This window comes from Kaistia terrae, from assembly GCF_026344005.1.
GTDB classification, from domain to species: domain Bacteria; phylum Pseudomonadota; class Alphaproteobacteria; order Rhizobiales; family Kaistiaceae; genus Kaistia; species Kaistia terrae.
The window spans coordinates 120,951-144,252 of the sequence record NZ_JAPKNH010000002.1 but is presented as its reverse complement, the minus strand read 5'-3'; the positions used below and the strand labels follow the sequence as shown (position 1 = coordinate 144,252).

Here is a 23,302-nt window from a genome sequence, read left to right as displayed (position 1 = left end):
GTACTCAGCCGCCGAAGGTGGCGGTGAATTTTGCGCGTACGTCCGCATCGGTGGCGACCGCCGCATCAGCGTCCATCGGCAGCAGCTTGATGTCGGTCAGCTTGGGGAAGCCGGCCGGCGGCGTCAGCGTCGGGTCAAGCGGCATGTTGCCCTGCTTGACGACCAGCTCCTGGCCTTCCTTCGACAAAAGGAAGTCGATGAAGAGCTTGGCGTCGGTCGGGTTCTTGGCCGTGGCGAGGATCGCGGCCGGCTCGGTGATGAACGAAACACCTTCCTTCGGGAAGATCAGGTCGACGGGCGAACCGGCGGCCTTGGCGCGGATGACGTCCGCGTCGGCAATCAGGCCATACTTGGCAATGCCGCTGGCGACAGCCTTGAGGGCCGGGCCGTTGCCGCCTTCCGGCGCGATGTCGAGCTTGGCGAGGCCGGTGTAGAAGTCCCAGCCAATCGCCGGCACGTTGATGACGGTGTGCAGGTGATTGAGCGCGGCGCCGGAATAGAGCGGGCTCGGCACGGCGATCTGGTTGCGGTTCGCCTCGTCGAGCAGAGCGTTCCAGCTATCGACCGGCTTGGCCGATGCGGTGTTGTAGGCAATGCCGGTCGAGACGATCTTCGTGCCGAAGAACGTCATGTCCTTGTCGTAGGTCGCCTTGTCATAGGCGCCGACCTTGGCTTCCGGATAGGCGAGCAGGCGGCCGTCCTTCTTGAGCAGGCCGAGATTGATGGTGTCGGCGACGAGCAATACGTCCGGGCGGATGTCGCCGGCGGCGATTTCCGCCTGCAGCACGTTCATCAGCTGGCTGGTGCCGTTGCGGGTCCATTCGACCTTCACATCCGGGTGTTTGGCCTGGAAGGCGTCGACGGTCTGCTGAGCGATCTCGGCGCTCTGCGAGGTGTAGAGCGTCAGCGTGCCGGCATTGGCGGCTGTGCCGGCCAGGAGCAGAAGGGCAGTCGCGGCGAGGATGCGCATGATGGCTGTCTCTGTTTCGGAGGGAGGATTTCGGCCGTGGTAATTCAGGCGGCGGCTGGGATGACCCAGCCATCGCCGATGGCAAGCGACACCAGCGCACCAGGCGCGATGGGTGCCTGTTCGGGAAGATCGAAGGCGAGGATTGTCTGCGGCGCGGCTTCGCACACCGCCTCGGCGCGAAAACCGCCACCGCGATAGGAAAGGCGCTTGATGCGGGCCGGCATGCCGGTTTCGCCGGCGCCGGCGATGCGGATATCTTGCGGATGCAGCCCGATGCGCGCTCTTTTCCGCGCGCCTTCGCCGGACGCGCAGCGGAGTGATACCGGCACGCCCAGAACCGCCGCGCGGGCGCTGCCGTCGCCATTCGCGACGATATCCTCGGCCGGGACGACGATGCCCTCGCCGATGAAGGCAGCGACCATTTCGGTCGCCGGCTCGCGATAGAGCGTGGCTGGAGCGGCGAATTGCACCAGCCGGCCTGCGTCCATCACGGCGACACGGTCGGCCAGCGTCATCGCCTCGGACTGGTCATGCGTGATGTAGACCATGGTCGAGCCGCTTGCCTGATGGAAGCGGGTGAACTCGTCCTCCATCGCGGCGCGCAGATGCACGTCGAGATTGGCCAGCGGCTCGTCGAGCAGGACAATGGCATTGCGGGCGGCGAGGCAGCGGCTGAGCGCGACGCGCTGGCGCTGGCCACCGGAAAGGTCGGACGGCCGGCGATCGGCAAAATCGGTCAGCGCCACGGTCTTCAGCGCTTCACTGACGCGCCTCTTCCGCTCATCCGTCGAAAGTCCGACCACCTTGAGGCTGTAGCCGACATTCTCCGCCACCGTCATGTGCGGCCAAAGCGCATAGTTTTGAAAGACGATGCCGAGATCGCGCTTTTCGGGCGGCGTGTGATGCGCGGTCGAGGAAACAGTCTGGCCGGCGAAGGCAACATGGCCGGTGTCGGGTCGCTCAAAACCCGCGATCAGCCGAAGCAAGGTCGTCTTCCCGCAACCGGATGGTCCGAGGACGGCGATGAACTCGCCGGAGCGGATGTGCATCGAGACATCCGTAAGGACCCGATTGGCGCCAAATGCCTTGCCGAGCCCTGAGATCGCTATATCCGCCATCGACGCCGTCTGTCTCCGCCTGTGGCGGATCCGTTCGACCGCCCGGGGCCTTCCTGACGGCGTTGGTTGACAGGGACGTGAAGCTTTTATTGCGGCTCGATGACATTCACCGGGCGGTCGCGACGCTGCCGTAACGGCGGAATTTTACGGGCCAACGTCTCCGCCGATGGCGGAAACGTTCGACGGGCTCACGCCGGCCGAGCTTGCCAGTGCCGGGTGGCGCCGGCGGTATTTCTGGTAGCGGAGGAAGCTTCGATCTACCGACTCTGGCGTCAGCGAGCCGTCGGCAACGGTAGCAAGCCGATGCTGAGCTGCCGTCAATCTGTCCCCTACGACGTCCTACAGCACGCGCGAGAGGAATTCGCGAGTGCGGGCGGATTGCGGGTTGGCGATCACCTCGCGCGGCTCGCCGCGCTCGACGATCACGCCCTCGTCCATGAAGATCAGGTCGTCGCCGACTTCGCGGGCAAAGCCGATCTCGTGCGTTACCACCACCATGGTCATGCCGCTCTCGGCAAGGTCGCGCATCACCTGCAATACTTCGCCGACCAGTTCCGGGTCGAGCGCCGAAGTCGGCTCGTCGAACAGCAGGACCTTGGGATTCATGGCGAGCGCGCGGGCGATCGCGACGCGCTGCTGCTGGCCACCGGACAGTTCGCGCGGATAGCGGTTGGCCTTTTCGGACAGACCGACCCGGGCCAGCAAGACCTCGGCACTGGCCTTCGCCTCGGCGACGGACACGCCGCGCACGCGCATCGGCGCCTCGATCAGGTTCTCCATCACCGTCATGTGCGAGAACAGGTTGAACGACTGGAACACCATGCCGATATCGGCGCGGCGCTTGCAGAGCAGGCTGTCCTTCACCTCGTAGAGCTTGCCGTCGCGCAGATCGTAGCCGACGAACTCGCCATCCACGAGCAGCACACCGCCGGTCAATTGCTCAAGGTGATTAATGCAGCGCAGGAACGTGCTCTTGCCCGAACCGGACGGTCCGATAATGCAGGCAACCGAGCCCTTTGGCACCGTCAAGTCGATACCCTTCAGGACATCGAGCGAGCCGAAGGACTTGCGAACCGAGCGTGCGAAGACCATCGCATCCGCCGGCACGCCGAAGCGGGCGCGGCTTTCCGCCTGAGACGTCATGACTGAACCCTCCCCTTGCGAGATCCAAGCAGCGATTGCAGCAGCCGGATCAGCGGGTTCTCCTGGCGGCGATCGCTGCGGCCGTAATAGCGCTCGAGGAAGTGCTGCCCGATCGACATCACCGTCACCACGAACAGGTACCAGAACGCCACGACGATCAGCAGCGGGATCGTTTCGAAGGTGCGCGCATAGATGCTCTGCGCGGTATAGAACAGATCGTCCACGGCGATGAAGGTGACGAGCGACGTCATCTTGAGCAGGCTGATCGCCTCGTTGCCGGTTGGCGGCACGATGAAGCGCATCGCCTGCGGCAGGATGATCCGGCGCAGGATCTGCCGATAGGACATTCCAAGGCCGCTCGCCGCCTCGAACTGGCCATGCGGCACCGACTTGATGCCGGCGCGGATGATCTCCGCCAGATAACCCGCCTCGCAGAGCGAAAGCGCGACCACGGCCGAGACGAAGGGCGTCATGAAATCGTTGGTGTTGACCGAGAAGATCGTGCCGACGCCGGGGATCGACAGCGAAACCGTGCGGAACAGCAGCGACAGATTGAACCAGAAAATCAGCTGGATCAGCGCCGGGACACCGCGGAAAAACCACACATAGGCGCTGGCGAAAGTCTGCAACACCGCGCTCGGCGAGACGCGCATGATGGCGACGATCGTGCCGATCACGATGGCGGCCGCCATGATGACCACCGTCAGCAGCAGCGTCTTGCCGAGGCCGCGCATGATCGACGGGTGGAACAGGTAGTTGGCGGCCGTTGCCCAGTCAAAGGCGGGATTGGTCGCGAACGCCTTGCCGATGAAAAAGGCGAACAGCATCGCGATCGCGATGCCGATCCAGATGCCGTAGCGCCGGCGCGGCACCACGATCAGTTCTTCAACAGGCAGATCCAACGGAAGCCCGGTAGTCTTTTTCGGCTCAACCAGGCTCATCCGCACGGTTCCTCGAAGATTAGGGTGGTCGATGGGAGCAGCACCGGACGCCGTGACGCCCGGTGCCGAGGAACTCAGTCCTTGCGAACCTTGTCCATGCTATCGACCAGATAGGGTTCCTGGATGGCGTATTTGCCCATGCCATACTTGTCGAGGATCTTTTGGTAGGTGCCGTTCTTGAACAGCTCCGAAAGCGCCGCGATCATCATCGTCTGGGTGGCGGCGTCGCCCTTGGCGACAGCCATGCCGAGCGGCGCGACGTCGTAGAGCTGCGGCAGCACGACCAGCTTGCCCTTGCTCGTCACTTCGAAATAGCTCGACGCGGTTGCATCATCGAGACGGGCATCGATGCGACCGGACAAGACGGCCTGGATGATATCGGTCGAGGCGTTGAATACCGACTTCTGGACCGGCGGCAGGTTGGCGGCCTTGCACTCGGCATCCAGCTTGTCGACGAGGAAGTCGGATGCGGTGCCGGCCGAGACGCCGACGCGCTTGCCGCAGAGCGGATGGTCGCCGGTGAAGGAAGCAACCAGATCCGGCGCGGTCGAGGCCGCAACGCCGGCCTTCAGGAACATGACGAAATCGACCTGCTTCAGGCGATCGTCATTGGCCGAGAAGGTCTCCCAGGCGATCTTGAAGCGTCCGGCGGAAAGGCCCGGGATCATCGACGGGAAAGGAGTGCGCTGGATATCGAGCTTGGCGTCGACCAGCTTGGCGACCTCGCCGGCCAGTTCGATGATGATGCCGGTCTGCTGACCGTCGGCATCGAGATATTCGAACGGCGCGAAGTCGAGCGTGTTGGCAATCGCCAGCGTTCCGGTCTGCGCGACCTCGGGCGACTTGACGATCTCGGCCGAGGCCGGTCCCACGCTCCATGCCGCCAGCCCGAGCGCAAGGCCCAGCCCTGCCATCGGCTTCAGATATCGGTTCATTGTCATCTCCTCTCGATCTGTTCCTGGAAGTCCGTTGTCTCGTCCTCCTGCCGAAGCGATGCGCCGGTGGAGGTTCCCCGTGATCCAGCCCGCACTCTTCGGGGCGGGTTTGGATTTCGAAAACACGTCAATCTGCCTGTCGATGGCGGCAATTCAAAACGCTACGCCGCGCCTCAGACCCCCGTTGTCGGTTGTGGCCTGGTGCCGTCGATGAAACGCTCATACCGGAACGGTTGCGGATCGACGATCGGCGGCGCGCCGGTGACCAGGTCCGCCGCGAGGCGCCCTGCCGCCGGCCCGATGCCGAAGCCGTGTCCGGAAAACCCCGTGGCGATCACCAGTCCGGGATGTGTCCCCACCGTCGAGATCACCGGCACCGCGTCCGGCGTGGCGTCGATCATGCCGGCCCATTGCTGGACCACGGGCACATTCTTGAAAACCGGAAACGCCTGCTGCAGCGCCGCGTAAGCGGCAGCAAGCTGGCGCTGGCGCGGCTGCGGATCGAGGGTTCGCGTCGCCTCGAACGCCATAGCCGCGCCCTCGGGGCCGCGCAGGCAGTTGCGCAGGCCGTCCACCAGCGGCGCCCCGAAACCCAGGCGCATGTGGCGCCATTCGCGCTTCAGGATGGGCAGGAAATCACCGAGGAAGCGGAAGCTGTCCGGGACGACGTCATGCAGGCTGCGGCTGCCATCGGCGATGGTGTAGCCGCCGTCGAGGCGCTTGCGATAGGCGAAGCGAGGTCCCCAGGCGGCGCCTTCCGGACCGCCATCGATCGGGGCGGTGCGCAGGACCGAAGAGCGTATCCCCAGTTGCGGCAGGCGCAGGCCAAGCGTCCGGCAAATCTGGCTGGACCACACGCCGCCGGCGATCACCACGCGCTTCGTCGCGATCCTTCCGCGCTCGGTGACAACCGCGGAAATGGCGCCGCCGCTTGTCTCGACGCTGCGCACGGCGCAATCGGCCAAGAGCACGGCGCCGTCGCGCGCGGCGGCTTCCGCAATCGCCGGAGCCGCTTTCTGCGGTTCGGCGCGGCCGTCGCTGGATGTGTAGAGCGCGGCGTGAAAGGTGCGGGCAGCGCCCGGCAGCAGCCTTGCCAGTTCAGGACCGGAAATGATCCGGGTGTCGAGCGCATACGCGCCGGCGCGGGCGATCCAGCCCTGATGATGCGCCACGTCGGCGTCGTTTTCGCAGAGATAGAGGATGCCGGCGCGGCGAAAGCCGACGTCGCGACCGACGAGCGTCTCCATCTCCCCCCAGAGGCGCATCGCTTCGACGACCAGCGGCAGTTCGCGCGGATCACGGCCCATGCGGCGGACCCAGCCCCAGTTGCGACTCGATTGTTCGCCGGCAAACTGACCCTTTTCGCAGACGACGACAGACAGCCCTTCTCGCGCAAGGAACAGGGCCGTGCTCAAACCAATGATGCCGCCGCCAATGACGACGACATCGGACGATGTCGGCTGAGTGTCGGAGGATCCGACTGGATCAGTGGGTGGCCCCAAACTTGGTCCTCTCGCAATCAAGGTGCCGATGGGTCGGGCGTTTTCCGTCCGGCCCATCGGGTCGAGGCGCAGGATTATGCGCTAGGTCGCCTGCGGGGCAGCCGCCGCGCCCTTGCGGTAATGGTAGTTCTTGTCGATGCGTTCCATCAGGTAGTCGCGATAGAGCACCGGCTCGTATTTGGGTTCCGCGCCGGCCGGGACGCAGGGCGGCAGCGCTTCGATCACTTCGTCCATCGAGGGATCGAAGAAGAAGGGCTGCGAATAGCGCTCGCGGCCGGAGCGGTTGATGACGCGGTGCGGCGTCGACACGAACAGGTCGTTCGACCAGCGCGCGAGGATGTCGCCGACATTCATCACGAACGTGTCGGGGATCGGCGGCGCGGGGATCCACTCACCCGCCTTGTTCTTGACCTCGAGGCCACCGACATCGTCCTGCGCCAGCAGGGTGATGTAGCCATAATCGGTGTGCGGCGCCGAGCCGAACAGGCCGGCTTCCTCGGGCTGCGTCGGATAATGCAGCAGGCGCAGGAAGGTCGTCGGCTTCTCGAAATAGCGATCCATGCTCTCGGGCGGCAGGCCGAGCGAGACAGAGATGGCGCCGACTAGCTCGCGCGCCAGCGCGCTCATCTCGGCGACGTAGCGCTCGATGGTGGCGTTGAAGCCGGGCAGCTCGGCCTCGGAAGGCCACTGGTTGGGGCCCTGCAGCGGCTTGCCGGCCAACGCGTCCGGATCGTCGGCGGCGACCTCGTGCATGAAGAAGATGGATTCGCTCTGGTTCGGCTTGCTGACCTTGGCGACCGAAGACGTGACGATGGTCGAGCCGTTGAAGGGCAGATAACCGCGGAAGTTCTTGTCGATCTTCAGCTGCAGCTTCTGCTCGTCCGGAAGAGCGAAGAACGAACGGCTCATGCTGCGCACGGCCTCGACATCGGCGCGCGGGACGCGATGACCCGAAACATACAGGAAGCCGACCGTCTCGAGATAGCCGCGCAGCGTCTCCGCGACAGCGCGGGCGTCAGCGGGATCGCCGGTATACAGCCCCGAAACGTCGAGGATCGGAATCTGCGAAAAATCTCCGCGTGCCTCTGCAACCATGCAAGCCTCCCATCTTGAACATAAGATACAGTACTGTATTCTCGGATCGCGTCGCTTGGCAATAGTCAGGCCCTTCCTCCCACAGCATCGACAAGGAAACGCCGTGGCTCCGCGCAAAATCATCATCGATACAGACCCGGGGCAGGACGACGCCTTCGCGCTCCTGTTTGCCCTCGGCTCTCCCGCGGAACTCGAGGTGGTGGGCGTCACGACGGTCGGCGGTAACGTGCCGCTGAAGCTGACGACGGAGAATGCGCTCAAGGTTGTCGAACTGGCCGGCCGTTCCGATGTGCCGGTTTATGCCGGCTGCCCCGGCCCGATGGTCAAGAAGCTGATGACGGCCGAATATGTGCATGGCCCGACCGGCATGGACGGCGCCGACCTCCCTGCCCCGTCGATCGCAGCCCAGGACGAGCACGCGGTCAACTATCTGGTCCGCACGATCATGGCGGCGCCGGAAGGCGAACTCACCGTCTGCACGCTAGGGCCGATGACCAACCTCGCCATGGCGATGGTCATGGAGCCGCGGATCATCCCCCGATTGCGCGAAGTCGTGCTGATGGGCGGCGGCTTCTTCCAGGGCGGCAACGCGACGCCGTCCGCCGAATTCAACATCTTCGTCGATCCGCACGCGGCGCATGTCGTGTTCGAATCCGGCGTGCCGGTGACGATGTGCCCGATCGACTGCACCTACACCGCCGAGATGACGGTCGAGTGGCTCGACCGGCTGCGGGCGACGGGCAAGCGCGCGGCGATCGAAGCGGCGAACATGGCCGATTTCTATCGCCAGTATGGAAGCCATAAGTTCGCGACGACGGCGCGGCCGATCCACGACGCCTGCGTCACGGGCTATCTGCTGGCGCCGGAGATCTACGAGCAGCGCCAGTGCAACGTCACCATCGATATCGTCTCGCCGGAGACGATCGGCATGACCGTGGTCGACTGGTGGCACGTCACCGGCCGTCGCCGGAACTGCAACGTCCTGCGCCGGATCGATCCGGCGCCGTTCTTCGAATTGATGCTGGAGCGCATCGGCTCGCTCGACTGACGTTTCCCTGCGACGACTTCGTCGCGGCCCCCATGTCGGGGTTCCTATCGCGAAAAAGTTGTGGCCGGAAAACCGGCCACAACCCGTCCAGGCTGGGTTATGGTTGTCGCCTGTTACCGATTGCGGGAGCGCGATTTGCCGAAGACTATTCGACCTGCGGGCCATGAATCCGAAGCGGCCCCTGCCCTTCGGCGCAAGACGCTGACACGCGAAGCCTGGATTGCCGCAGCGCTCAAGGTGCTCGAAAAGCGCGGTATCGCCGACGTGAAGATCGATGTGCTGGCCAAGCAGTTCAAGGTCACGCGCGGCAGCTTCTATTTCCACTTCTCCAGCATCAAGGACCTGCGCGAAGCCCTGCTGGAAGAATGGCGCGCGCGAAATTGCCGGCCGTTCGAGGCGCTGGCAAAGAATCCGCATCCCGATGGACTGGTGTTCTTCGAGATCATCGTCAAGACCTGGGTCAACGAGGATCCGTTCAGCCCCCTTCTCGACCTGGCCGTCCGCGACTGGTCCCGCGGATCACGCAAGCTCGCCGACGAGATGGCGGCAGCGGACGACCTGCGGATCGCGTTGCTGGAAAAATCGTTCCTCGCCCTCGACTATCCGGCCGATGAAGCGCTCGTTCGCGCCCGCATCACCTATTTCCACCAGATCGGCCACTACACGCTGTATTTCCGCGAGTCCGCCGCCGATCGGAAGCGTTACCAGCCGATCTACGGCAAGGTCCTGCTCGGCCCCAAGGGTGAAGCGGCCGAAGCGCAGCAGGCGCTCCAGCCGGCCCAGGACGGCTGAACGCCGCCAATGCGCTGCGGCTAAGCCCGTTCGAGTGCGATGGCGATGCCCTGACCGACGCCGATGCACATGGTGGAGAGCGAGCGGCGGCCGCCGTTGAGGCTCAGTTCCAGCGCCGCCGTGCCGGTGATGCGCGCGCCGGACATTCCAAGCGGATGGCCGAGCGCGATGGCGCCGCCATTGATGTTCACCCGCGCGTCGTCATCGGCTATTCCGAGATCCCGCAGGGCCGCGAGCCCCTGCGAGGCGAACGCCTCGTTCAGCTCGATCACGTCGAAATCGGAAGCCGCGAGCCCGAGCCGGGCCATCAGCTTCTTCGAGGCCGGTGCCGGGCCGATACCCATGATCCGGGGCGGAACGCCGGCCGCCGCGCCACCGAGCACCCGGGCGATCGGCGTCAGGCCGTATTTCTTCGCAGCCGCCGCCGAGGCGAGGATCAGAGCGGCGGCGCCGTCATTGACGCCCGAGGCGTTACCGGCCGTCACCGTGCCGCCCTTGCGGAAGGGTGTCGGCAGCTTGGCCAGCGCCTCGATCGTGGTGGCACGCGGATGTTCATCTCGGTCGACGACGACCGGGTCGCCCTTGCGCTGCGGGATGGTGACCGGCGTGATTTCACGCGCCAGCCGGCCTTTCGCCTGCGCGGCGGCAGCCTTGGTCTGGCTGGCGAGCGCGAAAAGATCCTGGGACTCGCGCGAAACAGAAAAATCCTCGGCGACGTTCTCGCCGGTTTCGGGCATCGAATCGACGCCGTATTGCGCCTTCATCAACGGATTGATGAAGCGCCAGCCGATGGTCGTGTCGTGGATCTCGGCATTGCGCGAGAAGGCTGTCTCGGCCTTCGGCATCACGAAGGGCGCGCGCGACATGCTTTCGACGCCGCCGGCAATCATCAGGTCCGCCTCGCCGGCCTTGATGGCGCGGGCCGCGGCGATGACCGCATCCATGCCGGAACCGCAGAGGCGGTTGATCGTCGTGCCCGGGACGCTGACCGGCAAGCCGGCCAGCAGCGACGCCATTCGCGCGACGTTGCGATTGTCCTCGCCGGCCTGGTTGGCGCAGCCGAAGATCACATCGTCGACCGCCTCCCAATCGACGCCGGCGTTGCGTTCGACGAGCGCCCCGAGCGGGATAGAACCGAGGTCATCGGCCCGGACCGACGACAGCGCACCGCCGAAACGGCCGATCGGCGTGCGGATATAGTCGCAGATGAAGACGTCGGTCATCTCAAAGCTCCGGAACGATCAGGTCGGCGACAGGGCCGGTCACGTGCAGTTCAGCGCCGGTCACGGCCTGCAATTCTTCCAACGACAGGCTCGGCAGCTTTTCGCGCAGGACAAAATGGCCGCCCTCGATGTCGATCACGGCCAGCGAGGTGTAGACGCGGGTGACGCAGGCAACCCCGGTCAGCGGCAGGGTGCAGCGCTTCAAAAGCTTCGGCTTGCCATCCTTGGTGACGTGATCGGTGATGACGGCGACGCGCTTGGCGCCATGGACGAGATCCATCGCCCCGCCCACTGCCGGAACGCCCTTCGGCCCGGTCGACCAATTGGCGAGATCGCCATTTTCGGCCACTTCATAGGCGCCGAGGATCGCCACATCGAGATGGCCGCCGCGCACCATGGCGAAGCTGTCGGCATGATGGAAAAAGGCGGAGCCGGGCTTAAGCGTGACGGCCTTCTTGCCGGCGTTGATCAGGTCCCAGTCTTCCTCGCCCTGCTGCGGCGCCTCGCCGAAGTTGAGGATGCCATTCTCGGTATGGAAGATCGCCTCGCGGCCCGGCGGCTGGTACTGCGCCACCTTTTCCGGGAAGCCGATGCCGAGATTGACATAGGCGCCATCCTGGATGTCCTGCGCCGCGCGCCAGGCGATCTGGTTGTTGGTGAGCTTCGGAATCGCGAGTACCAAAGTCATGTCAGGCAACTCCCGGATAGACGGCATTGGCGCGGTTCAGGTCTTCTTCCTGCTGCGCATTCGCGACCTCGACCACCTTCTGCACGAAGATGCCGGGGGTGATGACGGTTTCCGGATCGATGCCGCCGGCCGGAACGATCCGGCTGACCTGTACGACAGTCTCCGTCGCGGCCATGCACATCAGCGCGTTGAAGTTTCGCGCCGCGGCCCGGTAGGTGAGATTGCCGTGGCGGTCGCCGGTCTCGGCCTTCACCAGCGCCACGTCCGCCTTCAGCCAGCGCTCCTGCACATAGGGCCGTCCGTCGAACTCAGCGACCGGCTTGCCCTTCGCCAGGTCGGTGCCATAGGAGGTCGGCGTGTAGAAGGCGGGAATGCCGGCGCCGCCAGCGCGGATGCGCTCGGCCAGCGTGCCCTGCGGCACCAGTTCCAGCTCGATCTTGCCGGCCAGATACAGTTCGGTGAACACCACCGGGTCGGCCGAGCGCGGGAAGGAGCAGATCAGCTTCTTCACCATGCCTGCCTCGATCAGGGCGGCGAGGCCGACATGACCGTTGCCGGCATTGTTGTTGATGACGGTCAGGTCCCTGGGATGGCCGGTCGCGAGAAAGCGATCGATCAGCGCGTGGATCAGCTCGATCGGCGAACCCGCGCCGCCGAAGCCGCCGATCATCACGGTCATGCCATCCGCAATCCCCGCCACCGCCGTGGCGAGGTCTCCAACTGCCTTGTCCATGCACGCTCCCCTCGCCGTCGCAACGGCAACTGCCGGACGATCCTTACCCGGTGCCGCCAAAGGGATAGGTCCGCCCCTCGCTTCCGTCTATCGAATTTGTGCGATATGAGTCATTTGTTCGTATATCGCTCAAATCGAAATAGAGGCCCGATGACTGTTCCCGACCGCGACCTGATGGGCGGCCTCGCCAAGGGGCTTTCCGTCATCGAGACGTTCAGCCCCGATCATCCGCGCCAATCGATCTCGGAAGTGGCGGCATCCAGCGGGCTGGATAGGGCGACGGCGCGACGCTGCCTGCTGACGCTCGCCCATCTCGGCTATGCCGATTACGACGGCAAATACTTCACGCTGACGCCGCGCGTGCTGCGGCTCGGCACCGCCTGCCTAGCCACCATGCCGCTGCCGCAGCTCGTGCAGCCCTTGCTCGACCGACTGTCGGACGAGATCGGCGAGAGCTCGTCGGTTTCGATCCTCGACGGCACGGAGATCGTCTATGTCGCCCGCGCCGCCCAGCGGAAGGTAATGTCGATCGCGCTGATGCCGGGCTCGCGCCTGCCGGCCTATTGCACCTCGATGGGCAGGGTCCTGCTCGCCGCCCTGCCCGAGAGCGAGGCGCGCGAGCGGCTTTGCGCGGCGCCCCTGCCCCAGCGCACGCCGCATACGCTGACCGATCCGGAAGCTATACTGGCGGAGATCGACCGCGTCCGCGCCAATGGCTATGCCGCCATCAACCAGGAAGTCGAGATGGGCCTGCGCTCGATCGCCGTACCGCTGATGACGGCGCGACGCGTCACGGTCGCGGCCGTCAATCTCGGCCTGCCGGCGCGCGGCGAGCCGATCGAAGCGATGATCGAGCGCTATCTGCCGGCGCTGCAGAACGTCAGCGCGAGGATGCGCGAGATCCTGCGCTGAATTCCGCCGCCTACAGGAAGCGCGAGGAATCCACGAGGTCGAACATGCCGCCGCCGAGTTCCTTGTGCAGGCGATGCCAGCGACGGTCGAGATAGACGAGCGAATGATCCTCCGGGGCGGCATCCTCCGGATGCGCCTCGCCTTCCAGGAGTTCGGCGGCGACCAGCGTCGCCCCCTCGATCGGCAGCACGCCGAGCCGGCGGGCGCGGAACCAGGTCGAGACGCCGGTATAGCGCGGTTCGCCGGTTGGGAGCCGTTCCCAGGGTCCACCCGGCGCGAAGCGGTCGGCGCCGCTCGACGCGCAAAGCTGCGCCAGGTCGATGTCGGCGTAGCGGAGCAGATGGATCACCATCGTCTCGGCCCGCAGCAGCGGCTCCGACGAGCCAGACTTCATCGACAGCGAGAAGGCGACGACCGGCGGCGCGGCGCTGACCGAGATCAGCGACGACACCGTCATGGCGACGGGTCGCTCGCCCGGATCGGCCGTGATCACGGCGACGCCGGCCGGATGGCGGCGAAAAGCCTCGCGGAAGGCATTGGTCATCGGGTGCAGGCTCATCGACATATCTCTCTCGCGACACGAAAAGGGAGCCGGGCGGAAGGTCCGCCCGGCCCTTCGAACTACTTCTTCTCGATCAGGTCGTAGAACTGCCAGACCCTATCCGTCCAGCTGCCGCCGATATTGCGGCCAGCCGACGTGACGACCGACGGCGCGATGGTGAAGTGGTTGGCCGCCACCATCATCTCGCGGAAGGTGCGCTGGATGACGCCGGCGCGAAGCGAGGCGCCGCCGCCGGCACGATAGGCGAAGTTGCAGACGTCGACGCCGACTTCGTGGATCTCCGATTTAGCCAGATGGACCAGGCTGATCTGCCGGGTCGAGACGCTTTCACCGGCCTCGACCGTCGCCTCGATATCGCGCCAGACTTCGAAGACGAAGGCACGGGCGGCGCGATAGCGGGCCTCGGCGCGACCGTAATCGTACCAGAACTTCTCGCTCTCGCCGATCAGGCCGGCGCGGCCCGACTTGGCGCGGGCGAACTTGGCGATTTCGTCGAGCATCCGCCGTCCGGTGCCGAGCGCCCAGCCGGTGTGGCCGATGGCGGCGAGGCCGACGACGCCGAGGCTGAAGAATTCCTTCTGGCGCAGCGGCGGCGCGGTCAGGATCGGAAACAGCAGGTCGTCTGCAATGAAGACGTCCTCGGCTGCGTAGTCGATGCTGCCGGTGCCGCCGAGACCCAGCACGTCCCAGTTGCCGAGCTGCTTGTGCTCGGAGATTGGGGCATGGGCGCACATGACGATGACGTTGCCGCTCTCGTCCTTGGCCGGCTTGCCGGTGCCGTCATCGACGAAGCAGGCGCTGTGGGAATAGGTGGCGTGGCTGAAGCCGCTGCCATAGCTCCACTTGCCGTTCAGGCGATAGCCGCCCTCGACCTTCTTCAGCATGCCGAGCGGCGCGCCCTGGCCCGAGAAGCGGTTGTCGGTGCCGGGTGCGAACAGGCGCTCGACGGCGCTGTCCGGCAGGAAGGCGGCCGACATCGCGCCGATGCAGCAATGCACCATCGAGACCCAGCCCGCCGCACCCGAATGCCAGGTGATGGCTTCCAGCAGTTCGAGGCCCTGCGTCGGCGGCAGCTGTGCGCCGCCCAGGCCTTCGGCGGCAAAGATGTGCGACATGCGAAGCGGCTTCAGCGCCTCGAAGGTCTCCGCCGTCAACTCGCCGTTCTCCTCGTCGGCGGCAGCATTGGCCTCGAGGATCGGGCCGATTTCCGCGATCTTCTTCAGGAGGTCGCGATAGTCGACCGTCGTGCCCCAGGAGCCGTGCTTGATGGGCTTGTTCATGAAACTTTCCTCCACTTTGAATTCGGTTAGCCGGCGAGGAAATCGCCGATCTTGGTCACGGTCCCGGGCTTCTCCTGCAGGACGAAGTGACCGGCGTCCTCCACCAGGATCAGCCGCGCGTCGGGCAGCGCCTCGACGAACAGCGAAGCCTGGCTTGCCGGCAGAAGGCGATCCTCCTCGCCCCAGACGACAAGTGCTGGATTGTTGATGCGCCCGAGGAAGCGGCGCAGGTTCGGATGGCCCATGCCGAAGGGCGCAAGCAACCGGCCGAGCGTCTCGCCCTCGCGGGCGCGGTCGGCGCCGAAGGCTTCCGCAAAGGCGGCGTCCGAGCCGTCCGGGAAGTAGCGCAGCGCCACCGAGACGTCGTGCGCGAGGTAGGCCGGCAGGTCCTGCGGCGCGAGCGCGCCGAGATTGGTCGCCGGATGGGCGGGATCGTTAAGGCCGGCCGGCGCCACCAGCACCACCTTGTCGAAACGCTCACGTGCCACGGCGGCCAGTTCCGTCGCCATCCATCCGCCCATGGAGAAGCCGACAAGATGCGGCTTTTCTTTCAAATCCATCGCATCGAGCAGGTCGAGATAGTGGACGACCATGTCGGACATGCCGGTCACATGCGGCGCCGACCCGGAAAAGCCGAAGCCCGGATGGCTGGCGCACAGCACACGAAAGCGATCGGCAAGTCCTTCGGCGAAATCGAAGCCTTCCAGCGTCGAGGCGCCGTGCAGGAACAGGACCGGCTTGCCCTTGCCGATGGCCTTCACCACCGTTTTGGTGCCACCGACATCATATTCGAGCGTTTCAAATTCTACGGCCATGGATACTCCTCCCCTAAACAAGTTCCGGCTGGATCAGCACCTTGCACTGGGTCGTGCGACGGCGAAGGCTTTCGAAGATCTGCGGAACCGGTGACAGATCGATGCGGTCGGTGATCAGCGCCTGCGGCGCGAACGGCCCGCCGCGCAGCGCATCGAGCGCGACGCCGAATTCGTTGCCCTGGTGGAAAAACACCGAGAACAGCAGGTTCACTTCCTTCGAGAGCGCCACGAACGGATCCCATTCGTCGCCGCCGATGCAGAGACCGACGCCGACCACCGTGCCCTGCAGACGGACGGCCTCGACGGCAGCACCAAGAAGGCCGCGCTTGCCGACGCATTCGAAGACGATGTCCGGCGCGCCATCGCAAAGGTCGGCGAGGTTTTGCGAAAGTTTCTCGCCCGAGAGCGCAAAGCCGGTCGCGCCCAGCGCCAGCGCCCGCTCGCGCTGGTGGTCGTGGATGTCGGCGACGACGACGCGCGACGCCCCCATCCGCCGAGCCCAGAAGGCGACGAGGAGCCCGATCGGGCCTGCGCCGAGGATGGCGACGCGGTCGCCGGGCTTCATGCCCGAACGGACGATGCAATGCAGCGCGACCGACAGCGGCTCGGCCAGCGCGCCATCCTCGAGCGGCACGTCGTCCGGTAGGATGTGGCACTGCCGCGCCGCGACGGTCGCGTATTCGGCATAGCCGCCGCCGATCAGCACCATTTCGGCGCAGCGGGCGGAATCTCCGCGACGGCAGGCCTCGCAATGACCGCAGCCGCGCATCGGCACGACGGCGACGCGGTCGCCGATGCGGAGGTGGGAGACTTCCGATCCCACGGCGACGATATTGCCGGCGAATTCATGCCCGAGGACGAAGCCCGCGCCGATGCCGAAAGGCACCGGATCCTCGGTGATGTGCAGGTCGCTGCCGCAGATGCCGCAGGCAGCGATACGCAGGACGACCTCGTCCGGCGCCGGCGTCGGATCCGGCACCACGCCGATCCTGAGCGGGCTGCCGACCGTATCAAAGATAGCCGCTTTCATGGAAACTCCCCCTATGGCCGGTTCGGATCGACGAGCTTGCGTCGGATCGGGAACCACGGCGCATCCCATCGCTTCGAGATCAGGCCCCAGATGCCGGTGCGGGCGTAGAGCGCGACCAGCAGGGTCATCAGGCCGAGGACGACGAAATAGGTGGCGCCATAGGCTCCGAACCAGCGATCGGCGATGAAGAAGATCAGCGCGCCGATCAGCACGCCCTCGATCGAGCCGATGCCGCCGACCATGACGATGAAGATCGCGACATTCGCCCACATCGGGTCGAAGGCCGAGCCGGGCGTGATGCGCAGCTGCGCCATGAAATAGATCGCGCCAGCGAGGCCGCAACCGACCGCCGAGGCGACATAGATCAGGAAGCGCAGCTTGGCGACGTTGACGCCCTGGCTGGCAGCGGCGACCGGGTTGTCGCGCATGGCGATCAGCGCGAGGCCATAGCGCGAGCGCAGCAGCCAGTAGCTGCCGCCAACCGTCAGCAGCAGCATGAAGGCGCAGAGCAGCGACATGGCGACGTTCCGCTCGAAGGCGGAATAGTCCTTCATCACACGAAGCGACATGCCGGCGCCGGCATTGACGATTGGCAGGTTGGAGCAGACCAGCCGGAACACCTCGGCCACCACCCAGGTGCCGATCGAGAAATACGGCCCGTCGAGGCGGTGCAGCAGCAGATAGAGCGGTACGGCAAGCACGGCCGGCACCAGCAGCGACAGGAACACCGCGAGGAACGGGTTGATGCCAAAGGTCTGCGCCATGACGAACAGCGCATAACCCGCCGCTCCCATGAAGGCTTGCTGGCCGACCGAGACGAGGCCGGCATAGCCGGCGAGCAGGTTCCACATCTGCGCCACGGCAATGTAGCAGCAGAGGATCAGGATCGATCGGATCGTGCCGGTCGAGGCCCACCAGGGCATGGCCGCGACGGCAACGATCCCGGCCAGTGCCAGCGTCATGGCGATGCGGCCGGACGAGGTCTGGCGCTGGACCTGCACCCCGGGCAGATCGGTGGCGGCATAGGTTACAGCACTCATGTCGTTGCCTTTCCGAACAGGCCCTGCGGGCGTGTCGCCAGCACGAACAGGAAGACCAGATGCCCGGCGAGCACGCCGAAGCCCGGATCGATGCGGAAGCCGATCGCCTGGGCGATGCCCAGCACCATCGAACCGAGGAAGGCGCCCCAGACGGCGCCCATGCCCCCGATGATCACCGCCTCGAAGGCGTAGATCAGCTGGGCCGGGCCATCGGCCGGCGCGACGGTCGAGCGCAGCGACTGGAACACGGCGGCGAAACCGAGAATGCCGACAGCAACGGCCGTCGCCAGCGCATAGACGGCGCGCGGGTTGATACCGGTCATGGACGCCGCCTCGACATCGGCGGATGCGGCGCGCAGCGCCCTGCCGAAGCGTGTGTGCTTCAGCACCAGATCGAGCCCCCAGGTCAGGCCGGTCGCAACCGCCAGCACGATCAGCGGCAAGACGCCGACATAGATGCCGGCGATCTCGATCGACTGGCTCTCGATGCCATGGCCCGGCAGCGACCGGCTATTGGCCGACCAGATCTGCAGCATCAGGTTCTGCAGCGCGATCGACAGGCCAAAGGTCGCGATCAGCGACGGCAGCGGATCGCTGCCTACCACGCGGTTCAGCACCAACTTCTGCAACAGCCAGCCCATCAGCACGGCGAGCGGCACCAGGATGATCAGCACCGAGACCGGGGCCAGCCCCCAGGCCGTCGCCATCGAGATGCCGATCAGCGACAGCAGGATGACGAGGTCGCCATGGCTGATGTTGACGATCCGCATGACGCCGAACATCAGCGCCATGCCGAGCGCATATTGGGCATACATGCCGCCCAGCAGGATCCCCTGCACCAATGCGTCAAACCACTGCATGGCCCGCTCCAAAATATGCTTTGCCGATTTGTTCACGCGTGACGTCGCCGGATTTGCCGGTGAGGGTCACGCGCCCCTCCAGCATGCAGTAGAGGCGGTCGGAGGCAGACTGGGCGAGGCCGACATCCTGCTCGACCACGATCATCGCCGTGCCGGCGGCGCGGATCTCCGGCAGCGCCGCGTAGATCTCTCGGATCACCTTGGGCGCAAGGCCGAGACTGATCTCGTCGCAGAGCAGCACGCGCGGCTGGCAGAGCAGCGCCCGGCCGATGGCGACCATCTGCTGCTGCCCACCGGAGAGGCTCTGTACCTGCGAGCGAGCCTTTTCGGCGAGGATCGGGAACAGCTTGTGCAGCCGCGCCAGCGTCCAGCCGCCCTTGGCGCCAATGCGCGCGGCCTGGTCGATCGCGACCCGCAGATTGTCCTCCACCGACATGCCGGTGAAGAGCCGCCGGCCCTCCGGTACGATGGCGATGCCCTTCTGCACCATGCGGTCGGTGGCCGTGCCGCCGACGGGTTCGCCGTCCAGCCGCACCATCTCCTTCGCCACCGGCAGCAGACCCATGATCGAGCGCAGGAAGGTCGACTTGCCGGCGCCATTGGCGCCGATGAGCGCCACGGCCTCGCCCGGATGCAGTTCCGTGTCGACGCCGTACAGCGCCTGGAAATCCCCATAGCGGGCGATCAGCCCGTGGGTGGAAAGAACGGCGGTCATGCCTCGATCCCCATATAGACGCGCTGGACCTCGGGCAGCGCGATCACCTCGGCCGGTAGCCCTTCCGCGATCTTCTCGCCGAAGTTCAGCACCAGAAGCCGGTCGGCCACCGCCATCAGCGCGTGCAGCACATGCTCGATCCATACGATGGTGATGCCGCGATCGCGGATGCGGCGGACCAGCGCCACCAGCGCCTTCGATTCATCGTCGGTGAGCCCGCCGGCGATCTCGTCGAGAAGCAGCAGCTTCGGATCGGAGGCGAGAGCGCGCGCCAGTTCGAGCCGCTTGCGGTCGAGCAGGGTCAGCGCGCCGGCCGAGACGTTGGCCTTGTCGTAGAGCTCGCATTCGCGCAGCACGTCGGCGCAGAAGGCGTAGCTCTGCTTCTCCGACCGGCCGCCGCCGAACGCGGCGGCGACCAGCAAGTTCTCGAAGGTGGTCATGCCGGAATAGGGGCGCGGGATCTGGTAGGTGCGCCCGATCCCCATCTGGCAGCGCCGGAACGGCGGTTCGCCGCGCAGCGCCGTCTCGCCGAGCTGGATTTCACCGCCCGACACCTTCAGATCGCCGCTGATCATGTTGAACAGCGTCGTCTTACCCGCTCCGTTCGGGCCGAGGATGCCAAGCACCTCGCCCCGACGCACATCGAAACTCACCTCATGCAGGACGCGGGCGGCGCCGAAGGACTTCGACACGCCACGCGCTTTCAGCAGGATTTCCCCGTCCATCATTGTCCCCGCGTCCTGTCTCATGTCACCAGACGATCGGCTGGATCTTCTGCTGCGGCGCGAAGAGCTGATTGACCGTGTTGTCGACGATCTTCAGGTCGTAGGGCCACTTCGCGCCCTTCACCCACTGGCCGCCGAAGATCGGCGTCTTGCAGATGTTCTTGTGCGGCGAGCCGTCGAACTTGATGTGGCCGACCAGCGTCTGCAGGTCGGTCGCGGCCATCGCATCGCGGTTGGCCTCGCGGTCGAGCGGGTTGGACGAGCGCTTGAGGATGTCGATCGCGACTTCGAGCAGCGCATGCGAATAGCCGAGCGGCTGGGTCCACTGGCGCTTGGTATCGGCCTCCCACTGGGTGGCGATGTCCTGGCTGACCTGGCCGGTGAGCGACGACTTGAACGGGAAGGCCGGCGTCCACCACACTTCCGACGACATGCCGTTGCCGAGCGGACCCATCGCCTCGACGCCGCCGGGGAACAGCAGTGCTGCCGCCACCGTGATCGCCTTCGGCTTGTAGCCCTGCTGGTTGCACTGGGTGACGAAGGTCTTCAGATCGTCGGGATAGGTGATGCCACCGATGATCTCGCAATTGTTCTTCTTGAACTCGGCGATCTGGGCCGAGAAATCATTGGTGCGCGGCTGGAAATAGCCCGGCACGACGACTTCGTAGCCGGCTTTGCGGGTCGGCACAGGCAGGCCGTATTCCTCGTTGCCCCAGGTCTCGCCATCGATGTTCTGCGGGAACAGCATGCCGACCTTCTTGTTGGTCTCGAGCTGGTTCCAGAGACCGACGAAGGTGTTCAGCGCCTCGTCGAGGCCCCAGAAAAAGTGGTTGGTCCATTCGAAGGTCTGCTTGCCGCCGCCGCGCGGGAAGACGACCGCCTGCCAGGGCGCGCCGGACGAGATGCAGGGCGTCTCGTAGAGTTCGGCCTGCTCGGCCGCCGGCAGGATGGTGTCGGTGGTCGAGGCCGGGACGAGCAGGTGGATCTCGTCGTTCAGGATCAGGTTGCCGGCAATCTCGGCAGCCTTGTTCGGATTGGACTGGCTGTCGCGATCGAGGATCTCGATGGCGTAGGTGTCGCCATTGGCGGCCTGGATCTGGCCGCCGAGCAGCGCGCGGATCTTCCCCAGCGTGTAGCCGTCGGTCTCGCCGAACAGGGCAAGCGGGCCGGTGGTCGGGCTCAGATAGCCGACCTTGATCGTGCCGGCATTGGCGGCGCGGGCATAGCCCGGCAAGGCCAGCGTGCTGGCCGCGACGCTGGCGCCGAGGCCCTTGAGCATGGCTCGCCGGCTGGGGCGAATGCCGGATTTCACCAGCTTGTTGTAGTAGGTCATTGTCGTTCCCTCCCGTTGATAAGGTGTCTCCGGCCCCGCCCTCCTCGACGACGCCGGCCTCAGGTCGAAATCTCAGGTCATGCGCGTCAGGGACCCGCCGTCGATGACGATCAGCGAGCCGGTGAAAAACGAGCCGGCGGGCGACGCGAGCAGCAAGGCCAAACCCTTGATGTCCTCGATGTCGCCGATGCGCCCGATCAGCGACTGGCTCTCGAAGGCGGCGCGGTCGGCCTTGTTGCGCAGCCTTCCGCCTGCAATGTTGGTGATGAACGGGCCCGGCAGGATCGCGTTGACGCGGATGCCATAGGCGCCGAGCTCCATCGCCATGTGGCGCACGAAGTGGTTCACCGCCGCCTTGGCCGGCATGTAGGACGTGCCGACGATGCTCTCGTTGATCAGCGAGGCGATCGACGAGGTGACGATGATCTCGCCGCCGCCATTCGGCTTCATGTGACGGACGGCGTTCTTCACCGTCGTGTAGACCGAGTTCAGATTGAGCTCGATGCCGCGATCCCACTGCTCGTCGGGGATGTTCTCGATCGCCCCGCCCGGATAGCGCTCGCCGGTCACGGTGTTGAAGCCGGGACCGGGATCAATGCCTGCATTGGCGAACACCGTATCGATGCGGTCATGCTTCGCGGCGACAGCGTCGAAGGCTGCCGCCATGGCCGGGCGGTCGCTTACATCGACCGTCTGGGACCAGACGTCCCAGCCCTTGGCCGTCATCTCGGAGACAAGCCGCGCCGAGCCCTCGGCATCGATATCGAAGATGCAAACCCGGGCGCCATGCTCGGCCATGATCTCGGCATAGGCCCGGCCGATGCCGCTGGCGCCGCCGGTGACGATCACCGACTTGCCCCTGACGTCGAACATCTTTTCCAGTGCGGCCATTGTTTCCTCCCGTTTATTCCATGAAGACCGGCATACAGGCGCCTCCCCGCGCCCGCGGCACGGTCACTGCTTCTTGCGCGACAGCACGAAATCGAATTCGACGTCGTAGAACGGCGCCTCGACATCGACCTTCGCTGCCGCCTGCGCATCCTCAACCCTGCGGAACTCGGCCAGCAGGCTTTCCTTCACGCCGAAGACGGCGTCGGAATTGATGTACGGATCGTCGGGATCGAAGATGTGCGTGGTCAGCGCGTCGAAGCCCTCGGCCTCGACGATGTAGTGGAGATGCGCCGGCCGGTACGGATGGCGTCCGAGCGCGCCGAGCAGCTTGCCGACCGGGCCGTCATCCGGAATCGGGTAGTATTTCGGCTTCACGCCCCGGAACCAGTAGCGTCCGTCGGCATCGGTGCGGAACACGCCGCGCAGGTTGAACTCGGGCTGGATGCCCTGCTGCTGCACGTCATAGAAGCCTTCGTCATTCGCCTGCCAGACGTCGATCTTGGCCCCCGCGATCGGCTTGCCCTCGGTGTCGAGGATGCGGCCATGCACGAACATCGGCTCGCCCTTCTGGTCGAGGCAGATGTTGAAGCCCATCGGCAGTTCCGGCGCGTCGGCGACATGGAACGGCCCGAGCACCGTCGATTCCGAAGCGCCGGACGGCTTGCGGTTGTTGATGGCGTCGACCAGCATCGAGACGCCGAGCACGTCCGACAGCAGGATGTATTCCTGGCGCCAGTCGTTGCAGATCTGCCCCGTCTGGGTGAGGAACAGGATGGCGGCGAACCATTCCTCCTGGGTCGGCTCGATCTCCTTCACCGCCTCGTGCAGCTTGCGGGTGATGACCTCCATCACCTGCTGAAGGCGCGCGTCGCCAGCGTTCTTGTTGCGCGCCACGACGACCTCGGCGGAGTTCGCCTCGGTGAAATAGCCGTATTCGTGTTCGTCGATCAT

General features: G+C 65.5%; 24 protein-coding genes. 3 read left to right on the top strand and 21 right to left on the bottom strand.

Annotated features, from left to right (window positions below; all coding sequences use genetic code 11):
- Positions 1 to 4: 4 nt before the first annotated feature.
- The 7 genes from OSH12_RS05845 to OSH12_RS05815 all read right to left on the bottom strand — a co-directional run bounded on the left by OSH12_RS05845 (position 5) and on the right by OSH12_RS05815 (position 7,704).
- Complete coding sequence (locus OSH12_RS05845) at positions 5 to 970, bottom strand: ABC transporter substrate-binding protein (RefSeq protein ID WP_266342589.1); 966 nt, start codon at positions 968 to 970, stop codon at positions 5 to 7.
- 44 nt (positions 971 to 1,014) lie between these two features.
- Entirely contained in the window at positions 1,015 to 2,088 is a 1,074-nt protein-coding gene (locus OSH12_RS05840) for an ABC transporter ATP-binding protein (RefSeq protein ID WP_266342588.1), read from the bottom strand.
- A 339-nt stretch (positions 2,089 to 2,427) separates the two neighbouring features.
- Positions 2,428 to 3,231: an amino acid ABC transporter ATP-binding protein gene (locus OSH12_RS05835; RefSeq protein ID WP_380223123.1), complete on the bottom strand. Its 804-nt coding sequence runs from the start codon at positions 3,229 to 3,231 to the stop codon at positions 2,428 to 2,430.
- Entirely contained in the window at positions 3,228 to 4,172 is a 945-nt protein-coding gene (locus OSH12_RS05830; protein ID WP_266342587.1) for an amino acid ABC transporter permease, read from the bottom strand. Before OSH12_RS05830 ends, OSH12_RS05835 begins: the two co-directional genes overlap by 4 nt.
- A gap of 74 nt (positions 4,173 to 4,246) precedes the next feature.
- On the bottom strand, positions 4,247 to 5,107 hold the full coding sequence (locus OSH12_RS05825) for an ABC transporter substrate-binding protein (RefSeq protein WP_266342586.1): 861 nt from the start codon (positions 5,105 to 5,107) through the stop codon (positions 4,247 to 4,249).
- Positions 5,108 to 5,280: 173 nt separating this feature from the next.
- Positions 5,281 to 6,666 (bottom strand): NAD(P)/FAD-dependent oxidoreductase, encoded by a 1,386-nt coding sequence (locus OSH12_RS05820; protein WP_380223119.1) that lies wholly within the window; start codon positions 6,664 to 6,666, stop codon positions 5,281 to 5,283.
- A 24-nt stretch (positions 6,667 to 6,690) separates the two neighbouring features.
- Positions 6,691 to 7,704, bottom strand: coding sequence for an isopenicillin N synthase family dioxygenase (locus tag OSH12_RS05815; protein ID WP_266342584.1), 1,014 nt, complete (start codon positions 7,702 to 7,704; stop codon positions 6,691 to 6,693).
- A gap of 103 nt (positions 7,705 to 7,807) precedes the next feature.
- Here OSH12_RS05815 and OSH12_RS05810 point away from each other — a divergent pair, with 103 nt between their 5' ends.
- Both OSH12_RS05810 and OSH12_RS05805 read left to right on the top strand, forming a co-directional pair.
- On the top strand, positions 7,808 to 8,752 hold the full coding sequence (locus OSH12_RS05810) for a nucleoside hydrolase (RefSeq protein ID WP_266342583.1): 945 nt from the start codon (positions 7,808 to 7,810) through the stop codon (positions 8,750 to 8,752).
- A gap of 135 nt (positions 8,753 to 8,887) precedes the next feature.
- Positions 8,888 to 9,544, top strand: a complete 657-nt coding sequence (locus tag OSH12_RS05805; RefSeq protein ID WP_266342582.1) for a TetR/AcrR family transcriptional regulator — start codon at positions 8,888 to 8,890, stop codon at positions 9,542 to 9,544.
- A gap of 20 nt (positions 9,545 to 9,564) precedes the next feature.
- Here the strand turns inward: OSH12_RS05805 and pcaF are convergent, their stop codons facing one another.
- The 3 genes from pcaF to OSH12_RS05790 are packed head-to-tail and all read right to left on the bottom strand — an operon-like array spanning position 9,565 to position 12,188.
- Complete coding sequence (gene pcaF / locus OSH12_RS05800) at positions 9,565 to 10,767, bottom strand: 3-oxoadipyl-CoA thiolase (protein WP_266342580.1); 1,203 nt, start codon at positions 10,765 to 10,767, stop codon at positions 9,565 to 9,567.
- A 1-nt stretch (position 10,768) separates the two neighbouring features.
- The gene (locus OSH12_RS05795) at positions 10,769 to 11,455 is read right to left on the bottom strand and encodes a CoA transferase subunit B (RefSeq protein ID WP_266342579.1); all 687 of its coding nucleotides are present in this window, start codon (positions 11,453 to 11,455) and stop codon (positions 10,769 to 10,771) included.
- Between the two features lies 1 nt (position 11,456).
- Complete coding sequence (locus OSH12_RS05790) at positions 11,457 to 12,188, bottom strand: 3-oxoacid CoA-transferase subunit A (protein ID WP_266342578.1); 732 nt, start codon at positions 12,186 to 12,188, stop codon at positions 11,457 to 11,459.
- A gap of 150 nt (positions 12,189 to 12,338) precedes the next feature.
- Between OSH12_RS05790 and OSH12_RS05785 the strand changes: the two genes are divergently transcribed.
- A complete protein-coding gene (locus OSH12_RS05785; RefSeq protein WP_266342577.1) occupies positions 12,339 to 13,100 on the top strand; it encodes an IclR family transcriptional regulator in 762 nt (253 codons plus the stop codon).
- Between the two features lie 10 nt (positions 13,101 to 13,110).
- Here the strand turns inward: OSH12_RS05785 and OSH12_RS05780 are convergent, their stop codons facing one another.
- The 11 genes from OSH12_RS05780 to OSH12_RS05730 all read right to left on the bottom strand — a co-directional run bounded on the left by OSH12_RS05780 (position 13,111) and on the right by OSH12_RS05730 (position 23,302).
- A complete protein-coding gene (locus OSH12_RS05780) occupies positions 13,111 to 13,665 on the bottom strand; it encodes a flavin reductase family protein (RefSeq protein WP_266342576.1) in 555 nt (184 codons plus the stop codon).
- Between the two features lie 56 nt (positions 13,666 to 13,721).
- A complete protein-coding gene (locus OSH12_RS05775) occupies positions 13,722 to 14,942 on the bottom strand; it encodes an acyl-CoA dehydrogenase family protein (RefSeq protein ID WP_266342575.1) in 1,221 nt (406 codons plus the stop codon).
- A gap of 26 nt (positions 14,943 to 14,968) precedes the next feature.
- The gene (locus OSH12_RS05770) at positions 14,969 to 15,757 is read right to left on the bottom strand and encodes an alpha/beta fold hydrolase (RefSeq protein ID WP_266342574.1); all 789 of its coding nucleotides are present in this window, start codon (positions 15,755 to 15,757) and stop codon (positions 14,969 to 14,971) included.
- Between the two features lie 13 nt (positions 15,758 to 15,770).
- Positions 15,771 to 16,787: a zinc-dependent alcohol dehydrogenase gene (locus OSH12_RS05765; protein WP_266342573.1), complete on the bottom strand. Its 1,017-nt coding sequence runs from the start codon at positions 16,785 to 16,787 to the stop codon at positions 15,771 to 15,773.
- A gap of 11 nt (positions 16,788 to 16,798) precedes the next feature.
- On the bottom strand, positions 16,799 to 17,827 hold the full coding sequence (locus tag OSH12_RS05760) for a branched-chain amino acid ABC transporter permease (protein WP_266342572.1): 1,029 nt from the start codon (positions 17,825 to 17,827) through the stop codon (positions 16,799 to 16,801).
- A complete protein-coding gene (locus OSH12_RS05755; protein WP_266342571.1) occupies positions 17,824 to 18,687 on the bottom strand; it encodes a branched-chain amino acid ABC transporter permease in 864 nt (287 codons plus the stop codon). Before OSH12_RS05755 ends, OSH12_RS05760 begins: the two co-directional genes overlap by 4 nt.
- Positions 18,674 to 19,402, bottom strand: a complete 729-nt coding sequence (locus OSH12_RS05750) for an ABC transporter ATP-binding protein (protein ID WP_266342570.1) — start codon at positions 19,400 to 19,402, stop codon at positions 18,674 to 18,676. Before OSH12_RS05750 ends, OSH12_RS05755 begins: the two co-directional genes overlap by 14 nt.
- Entirely contained in the window at positions 19,399 to 20,127 is a 729-nt protein-coding gene (locus OSH12_RS05745; RefSeq protein WP_266343329.1) for an ABC transporter ATP-binding protein, read from the bottom strand. Before OSH12_RS05745 ends, OSH12_RS05750 begins: the two co-directional genes overlap by 4 nt.
- A gap of 25 nt (positions 20,128 to 20,152) precedes the next feature.
- Positions 20,153 to 21,460, bottom strand: a complete 1,308-nt coding sequence (locus OSH12_RS05740) for an ABC transporter substrate-binding protein (RefSeq protein WP_266342569.1) — start codon at positions 21,458 to 21,460, stop codon at positions 20,153 to 20,155.
- Between the two features lie 72 nt (positions 21,461 to 21,532).
- The gene (locus OSH12_RS05735; protein WP_266342568.1) at positions 21,533 to 22,351 is read right to left on the bottom strand and encodes an SDR family NAD(P)-dependent oxidoreductase; all 819 of its coding nucleotides are present in this window, start codon (positions 22,349 to 22,351) and stop codon (positions 21,533 to 21,535) included.
- Between the two features lie 63 nt (positions 22,352 to 22,414).
- A complete protein-coding gene (locus OSH12_RS05730; protein WP_266342567.1) occupies positions 22,415 to 23,302 on the bottom strand; it encodes an intradiol ring-cleavage dioxygenase in 888 nt (295 codons plus the stop codon).

Excerpts from the sequence above, each read along its gene's own strand:
- OSH12_RS05815 (WP_266342584.1), bottom strand. The coding sequence starts at position 7,704 with ATGGTTGCAGAGGCACGCGGAGATTTTTCGCAGATTCCGATCCTCGAC.
- pcaF (WP_266342580.1), bottom strand. The coding sequence starts at position 10,767 with ATGACCGACGTCTTCATCTGCGACTATATCCGCACGCCGATCGGCCGT.
- OSH12_RS05735 (WP_266342568.1), bottom strand. The coding sequence starts at position 22,351 with ATGGCCGCACTGGAAAAGATGTTCGACGTCAGGGGCAAGTCGGTGATC.
- OSH12_RS05750 (WP_266342570.1), bottom strand. The coding sequence starts at position 19,402 with ATGACCGCCGTTCTTTCCACCCACGGGCTGATCGCCCGCTATGGGGAT.
- OSH12_RS05765 (WP_266342573.1), bottom strand. The coding sequence starts at position 16,787 with ATGAAAGCGGCTATCTTTGATACGGTCGGCAGCCCGCTCAGGATCGGC.
- OSH12_RS05730 (WP_266342567.1), bottom strand. The coding sequence starts at position 23,302 with ATGATCGACGAACACGAATACGGCTATTTCACCGAGGCGAACTCCGCC.
- OSH12_RS05760 (WP_266342572.1), bottom strand. The coding sequence starts at position 17,827 with ATGAGTGCTGTAACCTATGCCGCCACCGATCTGCCCGGGGTGCAGGTC.
- OSH12_RS05740 (WP_266342569.1), bottom strand. The coding sequence starts at position 21,460 with ATGACCTACTACAACAAGCTGGTGAAATCCGGCATTCGCCCCAGCCGG.
- OSH12_RS05845 (WP_266342589.1), bottom strand. The coding sequence starts at position 970 with ATGCGCATCCTCGCCGCGACTGCCCTTCTGCTCCTGGCCGGCACAGCC.
- OSH12_RS05825 (WP_266342586.1), bottom strand. The coding sequence starts at position 5,107 with ATGAACCGATATCTGAAGCCGATGGCAGGGCTGGGCCTTGCGCTCGGG.
- OSH12_RS05820 (WP_380223119.1), bottom strand. The coding sequence starts at position 6,666 with ATGGGCCGGACGGAAAACGCCCGACCCATCGGCACCTTGATTGCGAGA.
- OSH12_RS05790 (WP_266342578.1), bottom strand. The coding sequence starts at position 12,188 with ATGGACAAGGCAGTTGGAGACCTCGCCACGGCGGTGGCGGGGATTGCG.
- OSH12_RS05785 (WP_266342577.1), top strand. The coding sequence starts at position 12,339 with ATGACTGTTCCCGACCGCGACCTGATGGGCGGCCTCGCCAAGGGGCTT.
- OSH12_RS05840 (WP_266342588.1), bottom strand. The coding sequence starts at position 2,088 with ATGGCGGATATAGCGATCTCAGGGCTCGGCAAGGCATTTGGCGCCAAT.
- OSH12_RS05835 (WP_380223123.1), bottom strand. The coding sequence starts at position 3,231 with ATGACGTCTCAGGCGGAAAGCCGCGCCCGCTTCGGCGTGCCGGCGGAT.
- OSH12_RS05770 (WP_266342574.1), bottom strand. The coding sequence starts at position 15,757 with ATGGCCGTAGAATTTGAAACGCTCGAATATGATGTCGGTGGCACCAAA.
- OSH12_RS05755 (WP_266342571.1), bottom strand. The coding sequence starts at position 18,687 with ATGCAGTGGTTTGACGCATTGGTGCAGGGGATCCTGCTGGGCGGCATG.
- OSH12_RS05830 (WP_266342587.1), bottom strand. The coding sequence starts at position 4,172 with ATGAGCCTGGTTGAGCCGAAAAAGACTACCGGGCTTCCGTTGGATCTG.
- OSH12_RS05795 (WP_266342579.1), bottom strand. The coding sequence starts at position 11,455 with ATGACTTTGGTACTCGCGATTCCGAAGCTCACCAACAACCAGATCGCC.
- OSH12_RS05780 (WP_266342576.1), bottom strand. The coding sequence starts at position 13,665 with ATGTCGATGAGCCTGCACCCGATGACCAATGCCTTCCGCGAGGCTTTT.
- OSH12_RS05745 (WP_266343329.1), bottom strand. The coding sequence starts at position 20,127 with ATGGACGGGGAAATCCTGCTGAAAGCGCGTGGCGTGTCGAAGTCCTTC.
- OSH12_RS05775 (WP_266342575.1), bottom strand. The coding sequence starts at position 14,942 with ATGAACAAGCCCATCAAGCACGGCTCCTGGGGCACGACGGTCGACTAT.